The 21,475-nt window shown below is 65.3% G+C and carries 15 protein-coding genes, 6 tRNA genes and 1 pseudogene; 12 read left to right on the top strand and 10 right to left on the bottom strand.

Annotation, left to right across the window (positions count from 1 at the left end; genetic code table 11):
* Nucleotides 1-35 precede the first annotated feature (35 nt).
* The gene (locus B0F77_RS04875) at nt 36-263 is read right to left on the bottom strand and encodes a hypothetical protein (protein ID WP_086661560.1); all 228 of its coding nucleotides are present in this window, start codon (nt 261-263) and stop codon (nt 36-38) included.
* A gap of 1,782 nt (nt 264-2,045) precedes the next feature.
* On the opposite strand from B0F77_RS04875, the gene B0F77_RS04890 reads away from it, so the two are divergent.
* Complete coding sequence (locus tag B0F77_RS04890; RefSeq protein WP_143466571.1) at nt 2,046-5,849, top strand: NACHT and WD repeat domain-containing protein; 3,804 nt, start codon at nt 2,046-2,048, stop codon at nt 5,847-5,849.
* Nucleotides 5,846-6,655 (top strand): hypothetical protein, encoded by an 810-nt coding sequence (locus B0F77_RS04895; protein ID WP_086661564.1) that lies wholly within the window; start codon nt 5,846-5,848, stop codon nt 6,653-6,655. Before B0F77_RS04890 ends, B0F77_RS04895 begins: the two co-directional genes overlap by 4 nt.
* 327 nt (nt 6,656-6,982) lie before the next feature.
* Here B0F77_RS04895 and selD read toward each other — a convergent pair whose 3' ends face one another.
* The 8 genes from selD to B0F77_RS04935 form a co-directional block, all read right to left on the bottom strand.
* Nucleotides 6,983-8,038 carry a selenide, water dikinase SelD gene (gene selD / locus B0F77_RS04900; RefSeq protein WP_158102603.1) on the bottom strand — a complete coding sequence of 352 codons (1,056 nt, stop codon included), beginning with the start codon at nt 8,036-8,038 and terminating at the stop codon, nt 6,983-6,985.
* On the bottom strand, nt 8,035-8,595 hold the full coding sequence (locus tag B0F77_RS04905) for a hypothetical protein (protein ID WP_143466572.1): 561 nt from the start codon (nt 8,593-8,595) through the stop codon (nt 8,035-8,037). The genes selD and B0F77_RS04905 overlap by 4 nt, the downstream gene beginning before the upstream one ends.
* Nucleotides 8,596-8,605: 10 nt before the next feature.
* Nucleotides 8,606-9,220 carry an NUDIX hydrolase gene (locus B0F77_RS04910; protein ID WP_086661567.1) on the bottom strand — a complete coding sequence of 205 codons (615 nt, stop codon included), beginning with the start codon at nt 9,218-9,220 and terminating at the stop codon, nt 8,606-8,608.
* 1 nt (nt 9,221) lies between these two features.
* A complete protein-coding gene (locus tag B0F77_RS04915) occupies nt 9,222-10,757 on the bottom strand; it encodes a 5'-methylthioadenosine/S-adenosylhomocysteine nucleosidase family protein (RefSeq protein WP_158102604.1) in 1,536 nt (511 codons plus the stop codon).
* A 926-nt stretch (nt 10,758-11,683) separates the two neighbouring features.
* Nucleotides 11,684-11,755: transfer RNA gene (locus B0F77_RS04920), tRNA-Val, on the bottom strand.
* A gap of 56 nt (nt 11,756-11,811) precedes the next feature.
* Nucleotides 11,812-12,234 carry a TIGR02611 family protein gene (locus B0F77_RS04925; protein ID WP_086661569.1) on the bottom strand — a complete coding sequence of 141 codons (423 nt, stop codon included), beginning with the start codon at nt 12,232-12,234 and terminating at the stop codon, nt 11,812-11,814.
* 22 nt (nt 12,235-12,256) lie between these two features.
* Nucleotides 12,257-13,039 (bottom strand): anti-sigma factor, encoded by a 783-nt coding sequence (locus tag B0F77_RS04930; RefSeq protein ID WP_086661570.1) that lies wholly within the window; start codon nt 13,037-13,039, stop codon nt 12,257-12,259.
* Complete coding sequence (locus tag B0F77_RS04935; RefSeq protein WP_086661571.1) at nt 13,036-13,680, bottom strand: RNA polymerase sigma factor; 645 nt, start codon at nt 13,678-13,680, stop codon at nt 13,036-13,038. The genes B0F77_RS04930 and B0F77_RS04935 overlap by 4 nt, the downstream gene beginning before the upstream one ends.
* Nucleotides 13,681-13,912: 232 nt before the next feature.
* Between B0F77_RS04935 and B0F77_RS04940 the strand changes: the two genes are divergently transcribed.
* The 10 genes from B0F77_RS04940 to B0F77_RS04985 all read left to right on the top strand — a co-directional run bounded on the left by B0F77_RS04940 (nt 13,913) and on the right by B0F77_RS04985 (nt 21,098).
* Complete coding sequence (locus B0F77_RS04940) at nt 13,913-14,338, top strand: SsgA family sporulation/cell division regulator (protein ID WP_030477975.1); 426 nt, start codon at nt 13,913-13,915, stop codon at nt 14,336-14,338.
* A 106-nt stretch (nt 14,339-14,444) separates the two neighbouring features.
* A tRNA-Gly gene (locus B0F77_RS04945) sits at nt 14,445-14,517 on the top strand.
* A 42-nt stretch (nt 14,518-14,559) separates the two neighbouring features.
* Nucleotides 14,560-14,631: transfer RNA gene (locus tag B0F77_RS04950), tRNA-Cys, on the top strand.
* Between the two features lies 1 nt (nt 14,632).
* A tRNA-Val gene (locus B0F77_RS04955) sits at nt 14,633-14,704 on the top strand.
* A gap of 147 nt (nt 14,705-14,851) precedes the next feature.
* A tRNA-Gly gene (locus B0F77_RS04960) sits at nt 14,852-14,924 on the top strand.
* A 1-nt stretch (nt 14,925) separates the two neighbouring features.
* Nucleotides 14,926-14,997, top strand: a tRNA-Val gene (locus B0F77_RS04965).
* Between the two features lie 163 nt (nt 14,998-15,160).
* The gene (locus tag B0F77_RS04970) at nt 15,161-15,751 is read left to right on the top strand and encodes a TIR domain-containing protein (RefSeq protein ID WP_086661572.1); all 591 of its coding nucleotides are present in this window, start codon (nt 15,161-15,163) and stop codon (nt 15,749-15,751) included.
* On the top strand, nt 15,751-17,388 hold the full coding sequence (locus tag B0F77_RS04975) for a KGGVGR-motif variant AAA ATPase (RefSeq protein ID WP_169730886.1): 1,638 nt from the start codon (nt 15,751-15,753) through the stop codon (nt 17,386-17,388). The genes B0F77_RS04970 and B0F77_RS04975 overlap by 1 nt, the downstream gene beginning before the upstream one ends.
* A gap of 12 nt (nt 17,389-17,400) precedes the next feature.
* Complete coding sequence (locus B0F77_RS04980) at nt 17,401-18,006, top strand: hypothetical protein (protein ID WP_086661574.1); 606 nt, start codon at nt 17,401-17,403, stop codon at nt 18,004-18,006.
* Nucleotides 18,003-21,098, top strand: a complete 3,096-nt coding sequence (locus B0F77_RS04985) for a helicase HerA domain-containing protein (protein WP_086661575.1) — start codon at nt 18,003-18,005, stop codon at nt 21,096-21,098. Before B0F77_RS04980 ends, B0F77_RS04985 begins: the two co-directional genes overlap by 4 nt.
* A gap of 41 nt (nt 21,099-21,139) precedes the next feature.
* Here the strand turns inward: B0F77_RS04985 and B0F77_RS04990 are convergent.
* A pseudogene (locus B0F77_RS04990) lies at nt 21,140-21,475 on the bottom strand (hypothetical protein); the annotation flags it as partial.

Genomic DNA, 21,475 nt, shown 5'->3' on the forward strand with positions numbered 1-21,475 from the left:
GGTCTGATCGAGGTCATGCCGTCCCGGACTCCGCGCTAACCCCGATGGAGATCGTCCACTCGAACGCCACCTGACTCGCGAGCGGTGACCGTTGCGGTCTGCCCTCCGGCGACGAGCGTCGTCGCGAGTGCGGTCATCGCCTCTTTGCGCTGCTCGGCCATGGCGATCTCACCGCGGACGAGCACAACCGTGTCAGCCAGCTTCACCAGCCGGTATGGCTCCGGCAGAGGCCCTGTCACCGCCGGGATAGTCAGCTCGATCATCGCAGTCCTTCCTCGTTGACGACCTTCGTCGAATCGGTACGGCTCCACCGACCGCGGTGTGACAAGGAGTGGGAGTAGCTTCCACACGATCCGGAATTTCTTTGCCTGGCAATGGAATTGGCTGTCGTAACGCCCTTCCGCCGAGCGAAGATACTCAAGAGTCACGCGCGCTCGTGCGCTTGAGAGGCACCGTGCGGATATTCATCTCTTACGCTCGAGGTGCTGGCCTCATCGAGGAGTGACGCGCTCGACTCGCAGCACCACGTGCACGATGCCTTCATCTCTGGATTCCGTGCTCGGTGAGCACATCACAGATCGACTCGACGCCGTAGACCTCGCGGTACTCGTCGACGAAACCGACGATCAGTGGTGCCGCGGGTCGAGTTCCCGCGCGAAAAAAGCCGAGGCCAGCTTCAGGATCTCGTTGGCCTGCTTGAGATCCCGGACTTCCTTCCGCAGCCGCAGCAACTCCTCACGCTCGGCCGGCGGCAGTGCCTGCGAAGCCTGCGCGGCAGGCCGGACGCCCTCCGCAAGGGGCCTTCTTGATCCACACCCGCAACGTCTCGTAGTGCACATCGACCATCGGGCCGATCGCCCTGGCGGCGGCATACGGAGACTCGAACTCGTCGAGACGCTCAGGGGCCAAGCGTACGGTCTTCTCACGAACCTCGGGCGGGTAACGCTTCGACATGATGACGACCATCTTCCTCAAGAACGGAAGCGGTCTCAAATCCGTGACGGTTCAAGTTCAGTGAAGCCAACCGTCCATTTCGGGCTCATACGCCCACCGCGGATCCGGCGCCGGCAGCTGACGCTGCTTCCGAGCCGATGCCAACGCGACGACGAGCTCCAGCGGTTGACGACTGAGATGTCGTAGCGAGAGGCTTCTTTCTCGTGCTCGGCTTGGCGGGCCACGACGTCGGTTGTCTTGCCGGCTTTGATGACCCCGTTGCTGAACTGCAGCAGGCAGAGGTAGCCGCGGGTGCCGAGGTCGGGTCTCGGCCGTCGCTTCCGCTGTCGGGGAGGTCTTGGCACGGTGGAACAGTATCGATCTGACTTTGGGGCGATGATCTGGCCGCACGACGATGGCGCCGTGCCAGGCTCGGGCCGCCTGCGGTAAGAGTCGCAACCGAGCGGCTAGACCAGTCCTTGCGCTGTTGTGCAGGTTCCGGATAGTCGTCCCTCGCAGACTATCCCTTTTGGAATTGAAGATGTGTACATGCGAGAGGAGCGTCAGTTATACCGGTGCATGTCGTCGGTCCAGCCTTCGGTGATGTCGCGGAACAGGCTCTTGGCGGTGATCAGGTCGTTGGGGCCCTGTGGGGTTTCAAAAGTCGGCCACGTGGTCTGACCTGCGGGTTAGGCTGCTGCGGGTTCGTACTCGTTGATCAGGCCGCCAAGGACTGGCCGGCGGCGTATCGAGGTGCAGCTTGGCTCTGCGATCGGTCGGTCCGGTCGTGGTGGCGCGAGTTGCTGGGCTTGGTGGGATCGGTGGTGGTTGTAGTGGGCCACGTAGCGGCAAGCTGAAGCGAGTGCGCGCACCGCGCATGCTGCACGCGATCGCTCCAGCCGCGTCCAGCTGCAGCTCGACGCCGTGGAACGGGGAGGCGGAGTCCTGCCGTTGTGCCTGCCGGAAACTTGTGACGCGTTGACTGAGACTGATCATGGTGACATCGCTGCGAGATAGGCCAGAACGCCTTCATTCCCAGTGGCGAAGCCGTCGGCCTTCGTAACGCCTGCGGCCGAATTCCGACGATCCTCACGCAAAGGGAGGAGTGGTTCGTGGAGTTACGACGCGCGCTGTCGGTCGGAGTGAGTTCGATCGAGGGTCATGAGCAGCTGGAATTTGCTCGCGGCCTGTCCGGACGCCTGGGTTCCGCGCTCTCCGGCTTGGAATATGAGGCACGCGTCGTCGCTCCGGAACGCCTTGCCGGTGCGGAACTCGCGACCGCGGTGTCCGGCGCTCTCGCCGGCCCCTCCACTGACATCGCCGTCGTGCACATCATCTCGCACGGCCACCGCGCGGACGGCGGCGCCACGGTTTTCGCGCTGGGCAGCGATGGCGTGCCGCACGCCGACGCGAGCGTCGCGCACTGGCTGACGATGCAACAGGCCGAGGACCGTCCGACGACGTTGTTCCTGCTGGACCTGTGCGGTGCCGGCACCCTGGCGCGACTGCCGTGGCAGACGTTGCTGGAGAAACCATTGCGTGGCTGGGTGATCGCCGCATGCGGGGAGACCCAGGCGGCCTACGACGGGCGGTTCACCCAAGCCGTGATCTCCGTGCTGGAGGCATTGAGGGCCGGCGAGCTGGACATCGATCCGAGCATGAGATACGTGCCGCTGCGCACCTTCGCCCGCGCAGTGCGGCAGGAGGTCAACCGGCTGACCACTGAGGCGGACGCGTTTCCGCAGGAGGTGATGGCGAGCCTGGTCGACATCAGCTCTGACGTCGAACCACCCTTCTTCCTCAACCCCGCCTACAACCCGGCTTCGAAGCCGAGGCTTCGAGCCTCGGTCGATCCCGGTCTGCTGCCGTTCCTCGATGATCTCGACGAGGGGCTGGACGCCAGGCACTTCCTGGAACGGGCGACGGGACTGGGCCGGTTGACTGACGCGAACTCCGGCCTGGTGGGCTGCTTCACCGGACGGGACCGTGAACTGCGCAAGGTATCGCCGTGGTTGAACGGCGTGGGTGCCGAACCGCTCTGCGTGGTGACGGGGAGCCCGGGAGCGGGCAAGTCGGCGTTGCTCGGAGTGCTGGTCTGCGCGGCGCATCTGCAGTTGCGCGAGGTCACCCGGCCGATCTGGGAGCACGTCGCGCAGTGGCCGCTGCCAGTGGATCACCTGGCGGCCGTGCACGCGCGCCAGCGTGGTGTCGCCACGGTCGTGGCGTCGGTCGCCCGCCAGCTCAACCTGCCGGAGAACTGCTCGATCGCCGACCTGGTCACCGCGCTGCGGGGCCGGTCGGCGCAGCCGGTGCTCGTCGTGGACGCGCTGGACGAGGCGGACGATCCGGTCGCGCTGATGAACGAGCTGCTGCTGCCGCTGGTCTCGGCAGACCGGCCGGGCAAGCCGGTGCGGCTCCTGGTCGGGGTGCGCCGCTACGACGACTTCGTCCCGTTGCTCGACCGCGCCGCGCTGGTCGACCTGGACGACGTCGATCAATTCGTGTTGGAGGACAACCTTCTCCACTACGTGCAGGGACTGCTCCGGACTAAGACGGAGTACCGGGTCCAGGGCGCCGTCGTCGGTGCGTTCGCCCACGCGGTCGCGAGTGTGCTCGCCAGACCGGACGCCGACGGCAAGCGCAGGTGGGGGCCATTCCTGGTAGCCGGGCTCTACACGCGGCACTTCATCGCCGCACACGCGGACGGCGTTGTCACCGACGCCGGGATCGCCGCGCAACGGGGCCAGGAAGTGCCCTCGGACCTACGCGGTGTGCTCGAACTCGACCTGAAGCTCAACCACGAGGAGTACTGGCTGCGGCCGGTGCTGACCGCACTGGCGCACGCGCGCGGCGCCGGGATGCCGGTCTCGGTGCTGGCCAGGGTCGCCACCGTCTACGCGGCTGACGGGGCCCGGCCCACGACCGGCCAGATCCGGTCGGTGCTCAACGCCGCCCGGTTTTATCTGCGGCAGTCGATGGATTCCGATCGCAGCAACGTCTACCGGTTGTTCCACCAGGGTCTGGCCGACACCCTGGCCGAGCCGGCGCCGGAACGGCTCGGCGCTGTGCTGGACGCGATGTTGTCTTCGTTGGGGCCGCCGGAGCACCGCGACTGGAACGCCGCGGAGCCCTACCTTCTGCGGTACGTCCTCGCCCACGCCACGGACGCCGACCGGGTGGCGGACGTCGAGTCCGATCCGGGCTTCGTGCTGCACCCAGAGTCACCACTGGCTACCACGGCCACCGACCCGGCCGAACTCGCGCTCGCCGCGGTCAGAGCCGGAAACACCGTGTTGGCCAGGCGAGCGGCGAACATCCTCGGCCGCGAGCCGCTGACCTGGCAGCCGCGTTGGTCCCTTGGGTCGCTCGGGCAGGCCGACGGCGACAAGGCCGCCCCTGGCTACCGTGCGATCGGGATCTCGGACGACGGCGAGGCGATCGTGGCGGCCGGGACGGGCGACGTGGTCCGCTGGAGGTGGCCGTGGCGTCGACAGCCGCAGCTCCGGCCGCAGCCCTCCGACGTCGAGGAGGCGAAGGGCAGCCAGGTGCTGTTGTCATCATACGATTCCGCCATCGTGGTCGGCACGCCGATCTTTCTGCTCGATATGAAGTCCGACAGCAGGGTGCGATATCCCGATGCGCGCGAGGTCATCGCGGCGATCCGGACGGGCGAGTGGGAGTACGTGTGCGTCGATGCCGACGGTGAGATCGTCCGGCGCAACCTGGATAAGGGAACCACGCAGGTCATCCGCTCCACTGGGTTTCGGCGGCAGGCCTGGGCGCTGGCAGAGAGCGAGTCGGGTGTGGTCGCGTTCTGCCCGGACGAGGACGACGGCCTGATCCGGGTCGAAGGTCCGCAGGCATGGCGGATGCAGCTGCCGGGGAAACGTCGTGTCACCGCGTTCGCGGTCAGCAGGAACGGTCAGCACCTCGCGGCGGGCGGCCAGGACGGGTGGTTCGGCACATGCGACCTCAGCAGCGGACGAAAGTGGATGAGGGATGGCGAAATGCTGGACAGCTCGGCCACAGCCGTCGCGTTCGCGCCCAAGGGCGAGCAGATCGCTGTGGGTTGCGAGGGCGGCAGCGTGTCCATCTTCAGATTCGACGGCACACGACTGAGCACGATCAAGGTCTCCGATCGGTCGATCGCACACGTCGCGCTCAGCCAAGACAGCCGCCGAGGCGCCGCGGTGGACCGCGACGGGTTCGCGTACGGCTTCAACTATCTCGACACCTCCGTCGGCGCGATCGCCTTGCCTGCACCAGGCGAAGGCCCTCCCGAAGTCCCGCGCGTCACGACGTTCATGGAGGCGGATGGCGAACTCGCCGTCGCGCTGAGCGATGGTGCGCTGGCACAGGTCGCGGTCGCCACGGGGCATATGCGCAGCGGTCTCGTGCTCCAGTCGCCCGCTCTGAAACTGGCCGTCACCGACATAGGTGGACAGGACGGGATCTTGCTGTCCACGGGGAACGGTTACCAGCTGTTGCACCCCTACTTCGGCCACGTAGTCGAAGTACCTGTGTCAGCGTGGGCCACCGACCGCGTCGATGCAGCCGCGCCACCGGCGTGCATCGCGCTCGGCATCGGGTTGGTCGAGGTGGGGTGTAGTGACGATGCCCTTTGGGTGAAAGAGCTGCGGTCATACGCTCGGCCGGCCGAGAAGCTGGGGGCTCACCCCTTGTGCCGCGTCGTGCGGTGCGCGTACGTCGGTGGTCGTCCGCTCGCCGTCTCTGGTGGCATGGACGGCACGGTCCTGGTCTGGGATCTCGAAGCACGAGAGTTGCGGGACATGTTGTCGGTCGGGGGACCGGTGCGGGACATCCGCCTGGTGCAAGGGAAGCAGCTGATGGTGCTGGTGGGCGGCGAACTGCTGGCGTTCGAACACTTCGACGCGTTTGGAGAGGGCAAATCGTGATCCTCGGTGTGCACGGTATCGGCAATTACCGGTACTTCAAGAAAACCGGATCCGCGGAAGGCGCGGCTGCTCTGCTGGCCGGCCAGTGGACCGAGGCGCTCGGCCGGCACGGGTTCGAGATCGACGTCGCTTACTACGCGCAGCACCTGCACCGAGGCACGGTTCAAGGACCGCAGGACGATCCTGCCGCGCTGGAACCGGACGCACAGCAACTGCTGATCGACTGGACCGAGCTGCTGATGTCGGGGGAGAGCGTCCCGCAGGGACCGCGCACCGCACGGGCTCGCCAGGCCGCGGACTGGATGACGAAGAAGTTCGGTGCCACCGCACGGCCGTTCGTGATCGCGTTCTGCCGCGAGGTGCACACTTATCTGTCCAAACCGGACTCACCGCGCAGGTCGGCCGCGCGCCGGGCGGTAGCGGACGCGATCGCGAGAACGCGGCCGACAGTGATCGTCGCCCACTCCCTCGGCAGCGTCGTCGCGTATGAAACGCTGTGGGCGCACCAAGACCACGACGTGGAGCTGCTGGTGACGGTGGGCAGCCCGCTGGCCATGCCGTCGGTGATCAAGCCGCGGCTCGACCCCGCGACCGGTGGCGCGCCGCCACGGGTGCGCCGCTGGGTGAACGTCGCGGACGTCGGTGACATCGTGGCGATTCCGCGGGGTGGGCTGAAAGGCCACTTCGCGGGCGTGGAGGAGGATCTCGACGTGGTAATCGGGGAATGGGAATTCCACCGGATGAACGCCTACCTGGGCAACGCCGACGTGGCGGCGTTGCTCACGAAAGCTCCGTCGAGTCGGTGAGCCGCGGCTTATGGTGCTTAAGGTGGAGATCGTCGCGGCCAGCCATGACGGCGGTCTCGACACCACGATCTCCACCTGGCCAGGCAACGGCCGACAGTGGTGGCCGCAGTTCAAACACGTCGACGTGTCCGCACTGATCGCGATAGATGTGACACCGCGTCTTAAATCCGTTGAGTATGAAGGACCGCCCATACGAACAGACACCGCGGCGCCCAGGGTCGATGTCCCAGCTCGCCACGCAGCGGATCCTGCACATGCCCAGCGGCCAGCAACTGCGGGCGGGGCGCGTGGAATCCCGATCAACCGCAACTCCAGTCAGACGAGCGCTTACGATCCTCCGGCGGAGACGATCACCTTCTGCTTGTCGTGTTCGAATCTGGGGCCGAGGCTGCCGATCAGCCAGCTGCCATACCCTCGCGAGCGCATGGCCGACACGTACTTCATCGCGACGTCCTCTGGCATTGCCAGAAGGAGGCCTCCGCTGACCTGGGGATCGCAGAGAGTCAGCCGACTCTCCACCGGGATCTGGTCCCACGAGACATGCGCCTCGGAGTCGATCATGACTGACTCCGCAAGCGGCGAGATGGCACCGATCTTCAGGGCCTGTTCAACGCCGGTGAAGACCGGAATCTCGGAGAGTTCTAGTGACACCCTGACAGTGGCCGCGTCCGCGATCTCCAAGCATGTACCGAGTAGACCGAAGCCAGTGACGTCCGTTGATGCTCGGACGCGACTCTGGCGCGCTATCTCGCTGGCAACAGCGTTGGAGACGAGCATGGACTGGATAACCTCGTCCAGTTCGCCGTCGCCAACAGAGGCACGGTCGAACTCCCTGGCGCCGAGGATAAGACCACTGCCGATCGGTTTGGTCAACACCAGAACGTCACCCGCTCGAGCGTGCTTGCGGGCACGGAGGTGTCGGAAGCGGCTTCTACCGGTGATCGAGAACCCCATACTGGTGACCTGATTGCGCATGGAATGGCCGCCGACCACGTTCACGCCACAGTCGCGCAGCCGTGAGACCGCGGCGCGATACGCGGTTACATGCCACCCGTTGCGGATCCACTCCTGACTGAGCTGGAGGATGCCGACCGCCACCTCCGGGGTGCCGCCGGCCGCATAGATGTCCGAAAGGCAGTGCAGGGCAACTATCTGGCCCCAGGTAGCAGGTTCTAGCCCCATGGGCAGCACGATGTCGACCGTGTGCAGGGATCGGGCTCGGCCGGATCCGGTCACTCCGCAGTCTTCGCCGACGTGCTCGACCAGCGTTCCGTCGACGTCGCTGTCGTGGAGCAGGTCCTTGAGGACCCGAGGCGACAGTTTCCGTCCACAACCTACGCTCGTCAGCTCGGTCAGCACCCTCTCTAGCTGCACCTTGCTCACAGTTCTCTCACCGGCCTGGCTTCCGTCCACAGCTCTTCGAAGTGGACCACTAGTGTACGGAACAGGGAGTCCTCACCTCGAGCGGTGAGCGTCATGAGTGGCGCGCCGTTGCGGTCGCCAACGGGGACCACCCCCAGGCCCTCGTAGTGTTGTAGCGCAATGACCTGTTCGTCTTGGATGACGAGTCGGAACATCGGGCGGGAAAAGTATATACGCGCTTTGAAGCAGTTGTACCTTTGTTCGAAGTGGCGCAGCTCCTCAGTGACCTGCACCGAGACGTCCTCGGACAGCAGAAATCTGACCTGGCCGTGAGTGGTGGTCATGCGCTGCAGGAATGCTTCGAACTCGCCGTGTTCGCGCCACTTTGAAGCGGTGTGTCCCATGAACGACAGCGAAATCTTCGTTGCCTTCATACAACGCCCTGATTCGAAGGGTGAGGAACTGAGGTCGGTGTAGGCGGAGTGGACGCCGAGCCGGTATAGCGCTCGAGTGGCCAGGCCTAGCCTTTGGTCTGCTGTCGAGCATTTGTCGAGGTGACTGACCACCTCGCTGATCAATGCGCGATCCTTAGCCACTGCTCACCTCCCTCATGAGCCTCGCAAGCGTTCGGCGCAGCCACATCGCCGAACGCTCTTCCCGAATCTCGCCATTGTCAATGAGGTCGAGGGCATTCTCCCAGCGCACAGGGCGGACTTCGATCATTTCGCCGGCCTCGGGATTGTTGGTGTCCTGCAAGCTCTCAAGATCGGCGAGCACGTAGTAGAGGTCCCAATGGACAGTGGCACCGCAGGCTGAGCGTCCCAGAAGGACGGAGTTGGTTAGCGTGGCACCGAGCTCTTGACCCGCTTCCTCAACGGCAGACGCCAACACTTTCTCGGTCAGCACGTCTGCGCGAGTACTGTCGGTGTGTTGCAGGAAGAGCGGTAGATAAGGCTCGATCTCGTTGTAGACCTTGCCTCCTGGCACACGCCAGTCCCAGCCGTTGGCTTCTGAGCGCATCTCGCGGGTGAGGTAGACCAGCCGTTCGGGCCTATTCACGACGATCACTCGTACGCCAGGAGGTCGAACAGCCAGCTCGAATACTATGACGTCGTCTCCCACCTGGGTCGCTGTGTGTACCTGGGCGAAGATGCGGCCTTGGAAAGCGACCGTGGGCTGGCCGACCGGCAGCGATGCCGCCATCTCAATGGTCCTCTCGATTTGGTGCGGCGGTGTTGAGCGACTGCGCGGCGAGTGATCTGCGCACCGCGCGCACCAACTCGGGCCCGTCTTGCTCCGTTGCGCCGAGCATGCGCATGAGGTCGAGGCGCATGTCACCCAACTTGCTCTGCGATGTCCATGCCCGTGTGTCGATGGTTCGCGAGAAGCGTCGGATGTGGAGGATGGAACCGACGGTAACGTTGCCGTCGCTGTCGACTGTCGCGAAGCCCGGAGATGGCTGCTGCGGGCTCTGTGGTGGCACATTATCCAGCCACAACGCGACCTGGGCGAGCCGACTCTGCAGTCGCTCCTCGGTGCCGTACTCGACGTCCGTGTCCCAAACAATGATGTTGGGGTACATGTGACCGTATGAATGCAGGAAAGCGCCGGCAAGGCTGACGGTGGAGATCTTGATTCGGTCGTCGGTGGTGAGGCGCAGATGCAGGGGAGGGTCCTCGCCGATGACGTACACGGACGGCTCGTCTCCGGGCAAGAATAGCTCGTAGAATCGGATGAAACTCTGGTAAGTCTCCGGAGCGATCGGTTCGGTACACGTTTCCTCGAACACCGCGACCTCTCTGCGCTCCAAGGTCGTCGGGCTCGGCTGGCCACCGTCACGAAGCTGGAACGCGCGTTCCCGCTGGGCCTTTCCCTCTTCGCTGCCGAGGAGCAGACTCTGCGCGACGTGAGGGAGGAGCGCCACGAGGATGTGGCCAGCGAACTCGGCGGCGTGCCGGCGCCACGGGCCCACCTGTTCCTTCTGGCGGAGGTCTTGCGAGTCGAGCTTCGACTTGTTCTCGTCGCTGTAGTCGCTGATTCCGCGGACGAACAGCCATGGTGTTCGGAAGTTGGTGGCAACCGCTGTGGCGCCTGCGGACTCCATGTCGATGGCGAGGATCTTGCGATCTTTTTGGGTAAGCAACCTTTGAAAGTTGCGCGATCCGCAGGTCACATCGCCCGAAGCGACCTTACCGAACACAACCTGGGGCACATCAGCAGGTTGGCGTCGCTGCGTGAGCGCCTCTTCGGACAAGTAGTCGAGCCCGGTGAAGGGTAGGCGCAAGCCTTCCCACGTCCGCTCGCCCCGGTGCAACTCGTCGATGAATCGCCTGATGGGGTCGGTCAGTCGAGGGTCGATCGGAGTCGACTGCCCGTCGAGTCGCAGGTCGAATCCCTGGCCCTTGTCGATGGCCTTTGCTTCTGCGAGGTAGTGGACGACGGCGCTTGCGATCACGGCGTCCCCGATCTGGGCGTCAGAGCTGAGGCTGCCAGCGATGCCGGTCATCACCATGAGTCCGGGCTGAACGTCGGTGACCAGTCGATGAGCGGCCAGGCATGCATTGAGCACACCAATCCCGCTGGACGTCCCGCAGGCGATGGTGAGGTCTGGGTAGTCGGGATGGCAGAAGCGCTCGTAGTCGCTGCCACTACGGCCGTGCATCAACCGTGGTCCTGGCGCGCGGACAAGTTGGTTCTGGATCCGCGCCAGTTCCTCGGGCAGTGCGACGAGCAGCCCCACCTGTGCGAGTGGAGCTGTCATCGGCGTCCGTCCAGTTGTGAGCCCGCGTGATCGACGGCGAAGCGTAACGGCAACCGGAGGCGACTGCCGTCGTAGACACGCGGCGCCCATCTGTTGCTTCGGTGGCCGTCTCGTACCGTGCAGGAAGTGGCACAGACCCTGTACATGACACGTCGTCGCCGGATGTCGTCCGCCCGTTACATGTCACCAGATCGGTAGCTGATCTTCCTTCGATCGTCGTACGGGAGGCGGGACTGCTAGTGGAGTTGCGGTCGAGGCGTACGCAACCCCAGTGAGGAGCCTTTGATGCCGACAGCCTTGGTGAAACCACAGCCGACTATCTGATCATCGTGAACCATACGCTCCACATGGTGGAGAACGAGGCGCTGGCGCTGTTGAACGGTGACCATCCGCTACGAACCGACCTGGCGCGGGAAGTCCACGCGGCGCTCGCCGCTTGACATCTGTGAGGACCGACTCGTTCAGGGTGGTGAAGGAGTCGATCTTAGATCGCTATGTAACGAACCCAACACACTTGATTGGTGGTCGAGTGCGCCGAACTGCAGCCAAAGTACCTGTTTATGCAGTTCAGGCGGTCGCGAACCCGTATCTGGGGGTTAAAGGGTCAGCCGGGTTGGGGCGGGCGTTACCGAGACGATCGCGGACGACTTGATTCAGGCCCTAGGAGGAGATGTCGAAGCGGACGACTCTGATGCCTGGTGACCTCATAGGTGGCGGCGAAGAGGTCAACAGCAGTCCGATGAGCCTCAATTCGCTGACCTGCGGATTGCGAATCTTGGCAACAAGACTTTGTATAGATCTGGCGAGTTGAGGGAGGACTTCTGCTCCCAATTTGCTCCCACACAACGCAAACGGGGTGTTGACGAAGATCGTCAACACCCCGTTTGACCTGGTAAAACACACTGTGGGCGATACTGGGATCGAACCAGTGACCTCTTCGGTGTGAACGAAGCGCTCTCCCGCTGAGCTAAACGCCCGTGTTCTGTTGTCTTGCTGTCCCGCTCTCGCGGTGTGGCCATAGCCTACAACATCATCAACGAGAACCAAAAATCGGGCTCTGCAACCAGCTCCACTCGGCGCCGAACCAGCCGCCCACCAGCGCGAACACGTTGAGGAAGTAGCAGGTGACCAGCACGATGGCGCAGACGCCGGCCATCACCAGGCCGCGGACCCAGCCGGGCTGGCGCTTGAGCCACGCGACCCAGCGGTCGTAGTAGCGCTTGGCGAACTTGAGGACTCGGCCTGCCCACTCGAACTCCGTCGCGAGGATCGCCAGGCCGGCGAACACCACCAGCCAGCCCGGGCCGGGGTACGGGATCATGATGATGCCCGCGATCAGCACGAGGCCGCCGATCACGCCCACGCCGATGCGGTAGGCCAGGTTCAGCGCCGGGTTGCGGTGGAACCAGTGGCGCCAGCCCTTGTGCTCGTCGGGCTTCACGTCGGGCTTCGTCATGTGTCGATCATCCTGTTGGGACTCAGGCGGGTGCAACTTGGCCTCCTGCCAGCACCTCCGAGGGTTTCGGCGGGGGTTGGCGGCCTGGTTCGAGCGACACCGCGAACGTCGTGTGTTTGTGCGCGTCGGCGGACCAGTTCAGCAGTTGTGGGTCGGTTGAGCCGGTACGCACGTCGAACACTGCCAACGGTACCGGCGCTTTCGTACTTGCACCCCAAACTACGTAAACGTGGCCTGAGTCGTTCGGTTTGAGGTTCGTCGGCAGCACCGCGCCGGAGGTGGGGTTCGAGAACACCACGGCGATCTCTTCGCCGGCGTTGTTGCGCAGCACCGCCCTGTTCGTGGCAGGGTCGGCGGCCAGGGAGAGCGCCTTGTTCAGGTCGTTGGTGCGGGCCTCGGACGCTGCGACCTCGTTCGAGAGCTGGTTCACGCGCACGCCCAGGTAGCCGCCGCCCGCCAGGACCGCGGCGGCTGCCGCGGCGGCCAGCAGGATGCGGCCGGTGCGGCGGCGGTGTTGCGGGCGCAGGGGCGTGGGGGCCGCGTGGCGTGGGGTGTGCGGGGCCGGCGTGTCCTGCGGGGTGTGCTCGATCTGTTCCATCAGCCTCGCGCGCAGGCGGGGCGGTGGCTGTTCCTGGCGGACGGCGCCGCCGATGCCCGCGAGGACCTCCTGGGTCGACCGCACCGTGCGTTGGCACGTGGCGCAGGTCGGCAGGTGGTCGCGGGCCAGTGATTCCTCGTCCGGTTCCAAGGAGTGCATCGCCCAGCCGACGGCGAGCTCCTCGTGAGGGCACAACTCGCCGTTCACCGGTGAACTCCTGTCGTCTCGCCGGTCTCGCCGGCCCACAAGTTGCCCAACGTGCCTCTGAGACGTCTTATCGCGGCGAACGTGCGCGATTTCACAGTCCCCAATGGCACGCCGGTCAGCTTCGCCACTTCGCATTGGGTGTAGCCGCCGAGATAGGCCAGCGCGATGACTTGGCGCTGCTCTTCCGGCAATGTTCGCAACGCTGCCCTGACCTCGGCGCTCACCACGCTGACCAACGCTGCGTGGTCGGAGCCTTCGGCCGGTGGTGAGATGTCGTCGGTGAGGGGAACAGTACGACGACGCTGAGTGTTCTCCTTGCGTACGGCGTCCACCGCGCGGTGGTGCACCAAAGTCATCAACCAGGTGCCGAAACTTCCGCGCGTGGGGTCGAACCTGGCGGGGTGCCGCCAGAGCGCGAGGAAGGCTTCCTGGACGACGTCCTCGGCCAGGTCGGGGTCCACGCAGATGCGTCTGGCCAGCGAATATGCTGGGGTGCCGTACCTGTCGTACAGCTCACCGAACGCCGGCCGATCGCCTTGTGCGAGCCTTTGCACGAGGTCGAAATCGGACGGCCGGCCGTCGCGTGGCGCAACGGGTGGACCGGGCGAGTCAGCCACCAGAGATGTCCTCACGTCCAACATTCGCGCAACAGCCGGTACCGGGTTCAGGTTAGACCCAGCAAGATGGGAGTCGCTGAACGCGGGCTAACGAGTGAGGAGGGCACGGAGCGCGTGCAGACCGTCGCGTTACGCAGTCAAGCTGACCCGATGGGGTGATCTGCGCCCGTTTCGCGAGCGTTCCTCGCCACATGCACGTCACAACTAAGGTGCTCGGTCGTTTCATTGACCGGGAAGGGAGAAGAGGGTAACGACGATGCGCAACGATCACGTGACGCTCCGCTCGACAGCGGTCTTCGACCTGCTGGCACCGAGGACCCCCGCGGTCCCGGTTCAGGTGGAGCTGCGATACGACACGAAGGACCCGTACGCGGTCGTCGCCGCGTTCCGTACCGGCCGCGCCGGTTGGGTCGAGTGGGTTTACGCCCGCGACCTGCTCGCAGACGGTCTCATCGCCGACGCCGGCGATGGTGACGTCCGGATCCGCCCCGCCGCCGACGACCCCGAGGTCGTCGTGATCGAGCTGAGCTCGCCTTCCGGGCACGCCATGTTCGAGGCGTCCGCCCAGGAACTCGCAGACTTCCTCGACCGGACCTACGACGTCGTCGTGCCGGGCAACGAGCACCTCTGGGTCAACGTCGATGAGGCGCTCACGCACCTCATCTCGAACGACCTCAGCTGAATAACCCGAGGTAGGGGGCCCGCGAAGGTGGTGCGGGCACCCCCGGTGAAACCCGCTTGAACCCCTCGTATAAGGTTGTTTCAACATCACGAAGTCAGTGATGTACGCGGATGTAGCGCAGTTGGTAGCGCATCACCTTGCCAAGGTGAGGGTCGCGAGTTCGAGTCTCGTCATCCGCTCTGTGGGTCCCCAGTGGATAGCTGCTGTGGACTCATGCTCCTGGCGGAGTGGCCGAGTGGCTTAGGCAAGGGCCTGCAAAGCCCTGTACACGGGTTCGATTCCCGTCTCCGCCTCGGACGATTAGCTCAGCGGGAGAGCACTACCTTGACACGGTAGGGGTCACTGGTTCAATCCCAGTATCGTCCACTTCGGATCATGAGCGGGGCCAGGTGCATGTCGCACCTGGCCCCGCTGTCGTTTCGGTGGTCCGGTCAGGCTCAAGATCAGCCGATTTGGAACTTCGGGGGACCGTCGGATAAAGTTCCTCTCGCACCAAGGGAAACCACGGGGCACGCGGATGTAGCGCAGTTGGTAGCGCATCACCTTGCCAAGGTGAGGGTCGCGAGTTCGAGTCTCGTCATCCGCTCGGACGATTAGCTCAGCGGGAGAGCACTACCTTGACACGGTAGGGGTCACAGGTTCAATCCCTGTATCGTCCACTCAAGCCAAGAAGCCCTCGATCTACCAAGATCGAGGGCTTCTTGCTGTGCGCGGCACGGCCCTCCGGCACCCAGTTTTTGTCCAATTATTGGTCGGAACGGTCGAAAATGCCCACTTTTTTGTCTTTTATCAACCGGGGTGGCGCATCTACCGTTGTGCGCTGTGTCCTACAAGTACGATTTCTTCGTCAGTTACAGCCGCAAGGGCAGTGTGCAGAAATGGCTGTTGACCCACTTCTACAACAAGCTCGTCGAGTATCTCGCTGACGAGTGCGCGCCCGCACCGAAGGTGTACATGGACCGCACCATGCCGCGGGCGGTGGAGTGGGCGCACAACCTGGAGACCTCGCTGCGACGCAGCAAGATCATGATCCAGCTGCTGACCCCGCACTACTTCGAGTCGGACTGGTGCATGGCGGAGCTGGAGAGCATGCGGGCACGGGAGGCCATGCTCGGCCTAGCCGGTGCCGACATCTCACAGGGACTGATCTATCCCATCCTCTACTCGGATTCCGAGAACTTCCCGGTCGACGAGCGAATGCGTTCCTGGCAGGACTTCAAGGAATACGCACATCCTGATCCGGTCTATCAGGACTCGGTCGACTATCTCCCCTTCTGCCGGCAGATCAGGGTGCTGGCGCGCGATCTGGTGCAGCTGGCCAAACAGGTTCCCCCGTGGAGCCCGAACTGGCCGATCGTGGATCGGCCCAATCCGGTGCTCATCCCGCCTCCGCCGTTACCGAGGTTCGAGTGATGACCGGGACAGTGATCACGTTCTACTCCTACAAAGGTGGCGTCGGGCGCAGCTTCACCCTGGCCAACATCGCGGTACTGCTCGCGCGCTGGGGTTATCGCGTGCTGGCGGTCGACTGGGATCTCGAAGCGCCAGGCCTTCACCTCTACTTCGAACCACATCTGGCGCGGCCGCCGGAGAGCGGTGTGGTCGACATCGCGCAGGAATACCTCGCCGGAGTGCGGACGCCGGGCTCTCACGAAGTGCGGGTCAAGGTCGACGGCGTGCTGGACCTGATCGCGGCAGGCCGGGTCCAGGACCGCAAGCTCGACGCCGCGTACTCCCGCCGGATGCAGACCATCAACTGGGAGGACCTGTACCGGCGGGGGTTCGCGGCACATCTCGAGGAGTACCGCGACGAGTGGACCGCCAAGTACGACTTCGTGCTGATCGACAGTCGCACGGGCGTCTCGGACATCGCGAGCATCTGCACAGCCCAGCTGCCGGACCGGCTGGTGGTCGTTTTCACCGCCAACGACCAGAACCTCAACGACGTGGTGGACATCGCCCACCTCGCCGACAAGGCCAGGGATCGGTTGCCCTACGACAGGCCGCGGCACCAGGTGATGCCGGTGTTGTCCCGGCTGGACAACACGGTCGAGTACGAGCGCGCCGCCGAATGGCAGAAGAAGTCCGCCGAGGTTGTCACTCCGCTCTTCCGCAACTGGCTGGTCAAGAGCGTGAAACCGGACTTGATGCTCCGGCATCTCACGGTGCCGTACATCTCGTACTGGAGCTTCGGCGAGCTGTTGCCCGTCCTGGAGGAACTCTCTCCCTCACCGAGTCAGATCTCGTTCGCACTGGAGACGGTCGCCTCCGTGATCGCGCAGGAGTTCGATCGAACCGACCTGCTCGCTGACAACCGCGACGCCTACGTGTCGGCCGCGAGGTCGAGGCGGCAGAAGTTCGGCACGGACCTGATGGTGTCGGCTCCCAGGGCGATGTGGCAGACCAGCACCGCGCTGATCACCGAACTGCAGTTGCTCGGCACGACGACGTTCAGGTCGGTGTCGGGCGACCCGGGGATCCTCGACCAGGCGCTTGATCCCGCGAAGCACCTGTGCCTGGTGGTGGACGGCGAGTTGAGCCGCTGGCAGCTCACCGAAGCGGAGCGGTTCATGCGCCGCACCCTCGCCCCCGACGGCGCGGAGCGAAGGGTCTTCTGCCTGCTGACCCGTGGCACGGACAGCGGACGGCTGCCCGGTTTCCTGCGCAACCTCCAGCACCTGGTCTTCGATCCGGGCATTCGACCGGTCCAGGTGGCGCGGGCGCTCTACGACCTGATCACGGCGACGCCGGCAGCGGTGACCGAGCCCGCCGTGGAAGCGCTGAAGAGTGCCGAGGTCGCGCTGCGCGAACTGCCGGACGAGTTCCCGTACGCCGAAAGGTCCGCGCTCGTCGAGGAGACGGTGCGGGGCATGGCGGGTGCGCTCGACGACGGCGACATGGACCTTCTGCGCGACCGGTCAGCCGACCTGTTGCTGCTCAGCAAGCCGCATCGCAACGGGACCGGGGTGGCGGTGCCGGCGCGGCTGCGGGCCGAGGTGAGCGCACTGCTCGCCCGGATCGAGCGACGAACCAACGCGTTCACCGACTGAAAGGGCGGCGTGATGCCGGAGAAGTACGCAACCAGCGCCAAGTCGGCATTGATGGTCGTGATGCTGGCCAATCGCGAAGTGCCGAACGTGGAGCTGAAAGACGTCTACAAGATCTCGCTCGTGCCCAAGGACCGCGAGCCGGTGAACCGCGACAACCTCCTGGAGACGGTGAAGGACGGTCGCCGGCTTGTCCACAAGATCACCGACAGGGGCATCGACTGGTGCATGACCCACCTCCTCGAAAGCGAGTTGCCGGCTCGCGTCGGGCCACAGGCACGGGTGAACCAGGAACTGTTGCGGCGCATGGTTCCGTTCCTGCGCGAACGCGGCCTGCTCGCCGAGGCGATTCGCTCCCGTGGCCTGGAGGAGCTGATCCGTCAGGTGTACCTGGAGCTCGGTGACGGCTACGACGACTGGGTCCGGCTGGCCAAGCTCCGGCCGCAGCTGGACGGAGCGGGGCGCGAGGAGGTGGACGAGACCCTGCTGAAGATGGTGCAGGGCGGTGACACACACCTGGTCGCCAGTGCGAACCGCAAGGTGCTCACCGACGACGACCACGCGGCGGCGATCCGGATCGGCGGCGAGGACAAGCACCTCATGGCGATCGAGGGATCATGACCGAACACCTGCGCGAAGCGCTGGCGGTCCTGCGCTTCAACTCCGCCGAGACGCCCGACGATGTCTGGCATTCCTCTCCGTTCCACATCGAGGGCCTGCACACCAGGGCCGAGCACCGCCTGAGGACCGGCATCGCGGATGCCAGGGACAGCATCGGACCGAGCATCGGTGGTCTGGTGTTGCAAGGGGAGAAGGGCGTTGGGAAGACGCACCTGCTGGGGACGGTGCGCCGTACCGTCCAGGAGCAGGGCGGCTACTTCTTCCTCGTCGAGGTCACGTCGGGCAAGGCGTTCTGGGACGACGTCGCGGATGCGATGCGTGGCGAGCTGCGCCGCGCCAACGATCAGGGTGACCTCCAGCTCACGGTGCTGCTGCGGCAGCTGTGCCTGGGCGCCGACGTGTCCGCGGAGGTCACGCGGGCCGTCATGGGTGAGGCGACGCTGACTCCGGAACACCTGCGTACCTTCCTCCACGGACTGCGCACTGTGGACAGTCGGATCGCGGTCGAGTGCGGCGACGCGATCAAGGCGCTGGTGCTGTACGCGTCCGAGTTCTCGGATGTCGGCAGGTCCTATCTGAAGGGCGTGGACGACGCGAGCGAGGAACGCCGCCGCTGGGGCCTGCCCGCCGAGGCGAACCAGTCACGGGCGCTGGTGCGTGACATCTCGCGCGTTCTCGCGATGACCGGTCCGTCCGTGATCGCGGTCGACCAGTTGGACACGTTGGTCAACAAGGGGAGAGACGCGGTCGGGGAGATGGTGACCAACCCCGAACTGGTGCAGGAGATCGGGGACATCTCGGACGGACTGATGCAGCTTCGGGAAACCACCAGGCGCACCATCACCGTGGTGGCCTGTCTGCCCGACACCTGGGCGATGCTGAAGTCCATCTCGATCAGCACCGTGGAGGACCGCTTCACCAAGACCCCCATCCTCGCCTCCATCGCGGATCCGGCCGTGGGAAAGAAGTTGCTGGAGAAATGGCTCGGTGTGATCTACCAGCGCAACGGCATCGATCCGCCGCACCCGACCTGGCCGGTGGCGCCCAGCGCGTTCGAGCCGGCGAACTGGGCGGGTCGTACGCCGCGTCAGCTGCTCAAACGGGTGCATCAGCACGCGGAAGCCTGTTTGTACGGCGAGATCAGGGAACTGAGCTCCTTCGACGAGCCGCAGCCCGCCGAAGTGACGACGGCGCCGGTGCTGGCCGGGACCGAGCCCGACTACATGGCGGAGTTCGACGCCAGGTTCGCGCATCTGCGGCAGACCGCGGAGATCAGCGCGGCGGAGGTCAGGCCGGCCAACGAGGACGAAGTGCTGCCGGCGTTGTTGCTGGCAGGGTTGAAGTCGTGGATCACGGAGGTCGGCAACGACGAGCTGAAGTGGCATCCGGAGCCGCACTCGGACGACATGCGGCTGCACGCGGGGCTGCGGCTCACGGTGAACGAGGAGCTGGACACCCAGGAACGCTGGGGTTTGCGGTTCATCGCGAGCAGCCACGGCAACCGGGTGCTGCGCAAACTGCGTGATGCTCGGGCCGCCGCCGAGGGGTCTCATGGCGGACAGGGCAGGCATCTGATCATCATTCGCAACGACGTCAAGGGCTGGACCGGTGCGGTGACTCGGCGACTGGTCGCCGAACTGGAGAACGCGGGCGGCCGGTGTGTCGACATCACCGACGACGATCTGCGGACCTTCAGCGCGCTCAGGGAGATCTGCGCGGTGCAGACTCATCAGCTGCTCGCCTGGCTGGTCGCGAGGAAGCCCGCCAGCAGCACGACGTTCCTGCGGTCGGTGTTGCCGGAGCAGGAACGGACCGCGGCCAGCCATCAGGAGACGCGTCCGCCGCCGGAGCAGATGCGGCAGCCGGTGGAGAGTGATGACGCGATCGTGCTCGGGATGGACGGGGAGATCCGGATCGAGCTGGAGTCGTTGCGCAAGCACGCGATCGTGTTCGCGGGGTCCGGGAGCGGCAAGACGGTGTTGTTGCGCCGGATCGTCGAGGAGTGTGCGTTGCGCGGGGTTTCGGCGATCGTGCTGGATCCCAACAACGACCTGGCGCGGCTTGGGGATGCCTGGCCCGACGTGCCGGGGGAGTGGCGGCCGGGGGACGAGGCGAAGGCTGCCGAGTACATCGCGGGCACTGAGGTGGTGGTGTGGACGCCTGGGCGTGCCAGTGGCCGGCCGTTGAGTTTTCATCCCCTGCCGGACTTTGCCGAGGTGCGGGGGGACGAGGACGAGTTCGGGGCCGCTGTGGAGGCCGCGGTGGCGCGGTTGGTGCCGCATGCGCGGGTTGCCAGCGAGACGAAGTTCGCGGTCAGAGGGCGGGCTGTGTTGAAGGAGGCGCTCAAGCGGTATGCGCGGGAGGATCGGCGGGATCTGCACGGGTTCGTCGACTTGCTGGCGGAGTTGCCGGAGGGTGTCAGCAAGTTGAACTCGGCGGCGGCCACGGCGGCTGATCTCGCGGAGACGCTGCGGGCCGCGATGGTCAACGATCCGTTGCTTGGTGGGCAAGGGGAACCTACGGATCCCGGGGTGTTGCTCACGCCGGGCGACGGCAAGAAGGCGCGGGTTTCGGTGATCAGCTTTGTCGGGTTGCCGTCCGAGGAGCAGCGGCAGGGGTTCATCAGCCAGTTGCAGCTGGAGGTGTTCGCCTGGATCAAGCGGAATCCGGCGGTGGATCGGCCGCTCGGTGGGTTGATGGTGATGGACGAGGCGCAGACGATCGCGCCGTCGGGTGGGGTTACGGCGTGTTTGCAGACCACGATTTTGCTGGCCTCGCAGGCTCGCAAGTACGGGCTCGGGTTGTTGCTCGCCACGCAGGCGCCCAAAGGGGTGCACAACCAGGTGACCGGTAACGCCACCACGCAGTTCTTCGGGCGGTTGAACAGCCCCGCGCAGATCGCCGCGGCCACGGACATGGCGCGGGCCAAGGGGAGTTCGGTCGCGGACATCTCGCGGTTGGAGCGCGGGCAGTTCTACGTCACCGGGGACACGTTCGGGTTCCGGCGGATGCGGGCGCCGTTGTGCCTCAGTCATCATCCGCCGAGTCCGTTGCGGCTCGAGGAAGTGGTCGAGCGGGCCAGGAAGCAGTGAGAAAGGGCGGTGTCCCCGGTGGGGGCACCGCCCTTTTCGCGTCACGCGGTGAGCATGGACTCGATTCGTTGGTACAGCGTGGAGAGCAGTTCGGGCGAGTCGCCGAGGACGACGAAGTTCACCTTCTTGTCGCTGGCTTCCACCGCGTACACGGTGTCGCCTGAACGTTCGACGCGCACGGCGATCGTGGTGTCGCCCAGGTGCAGGGTGCCGGAGAGGTCGCGGCCGGGTGACGCGGCGGCGAACTGTTCGGCCAGGGCACGCAGGGCGGGCGGGGCGGGCGGCTCAGGCTCGGGTTGTTCGATCGTCGCTGCCACGTCGGCGACGGCCACGCGGTCGTGGCCCGCGGTTTCGGCGGCCTCCACGCGGCTCACCAG

This window comes from Lentzea kentuckyensis (genome assembly GCF_002150765.1).
GTDB lineage: Bacteria > Actinomycetota > Actinomycetes > Mycobacteriales > Pseudonocardiaceae > Lentzea > Lentzea kentuckyensis.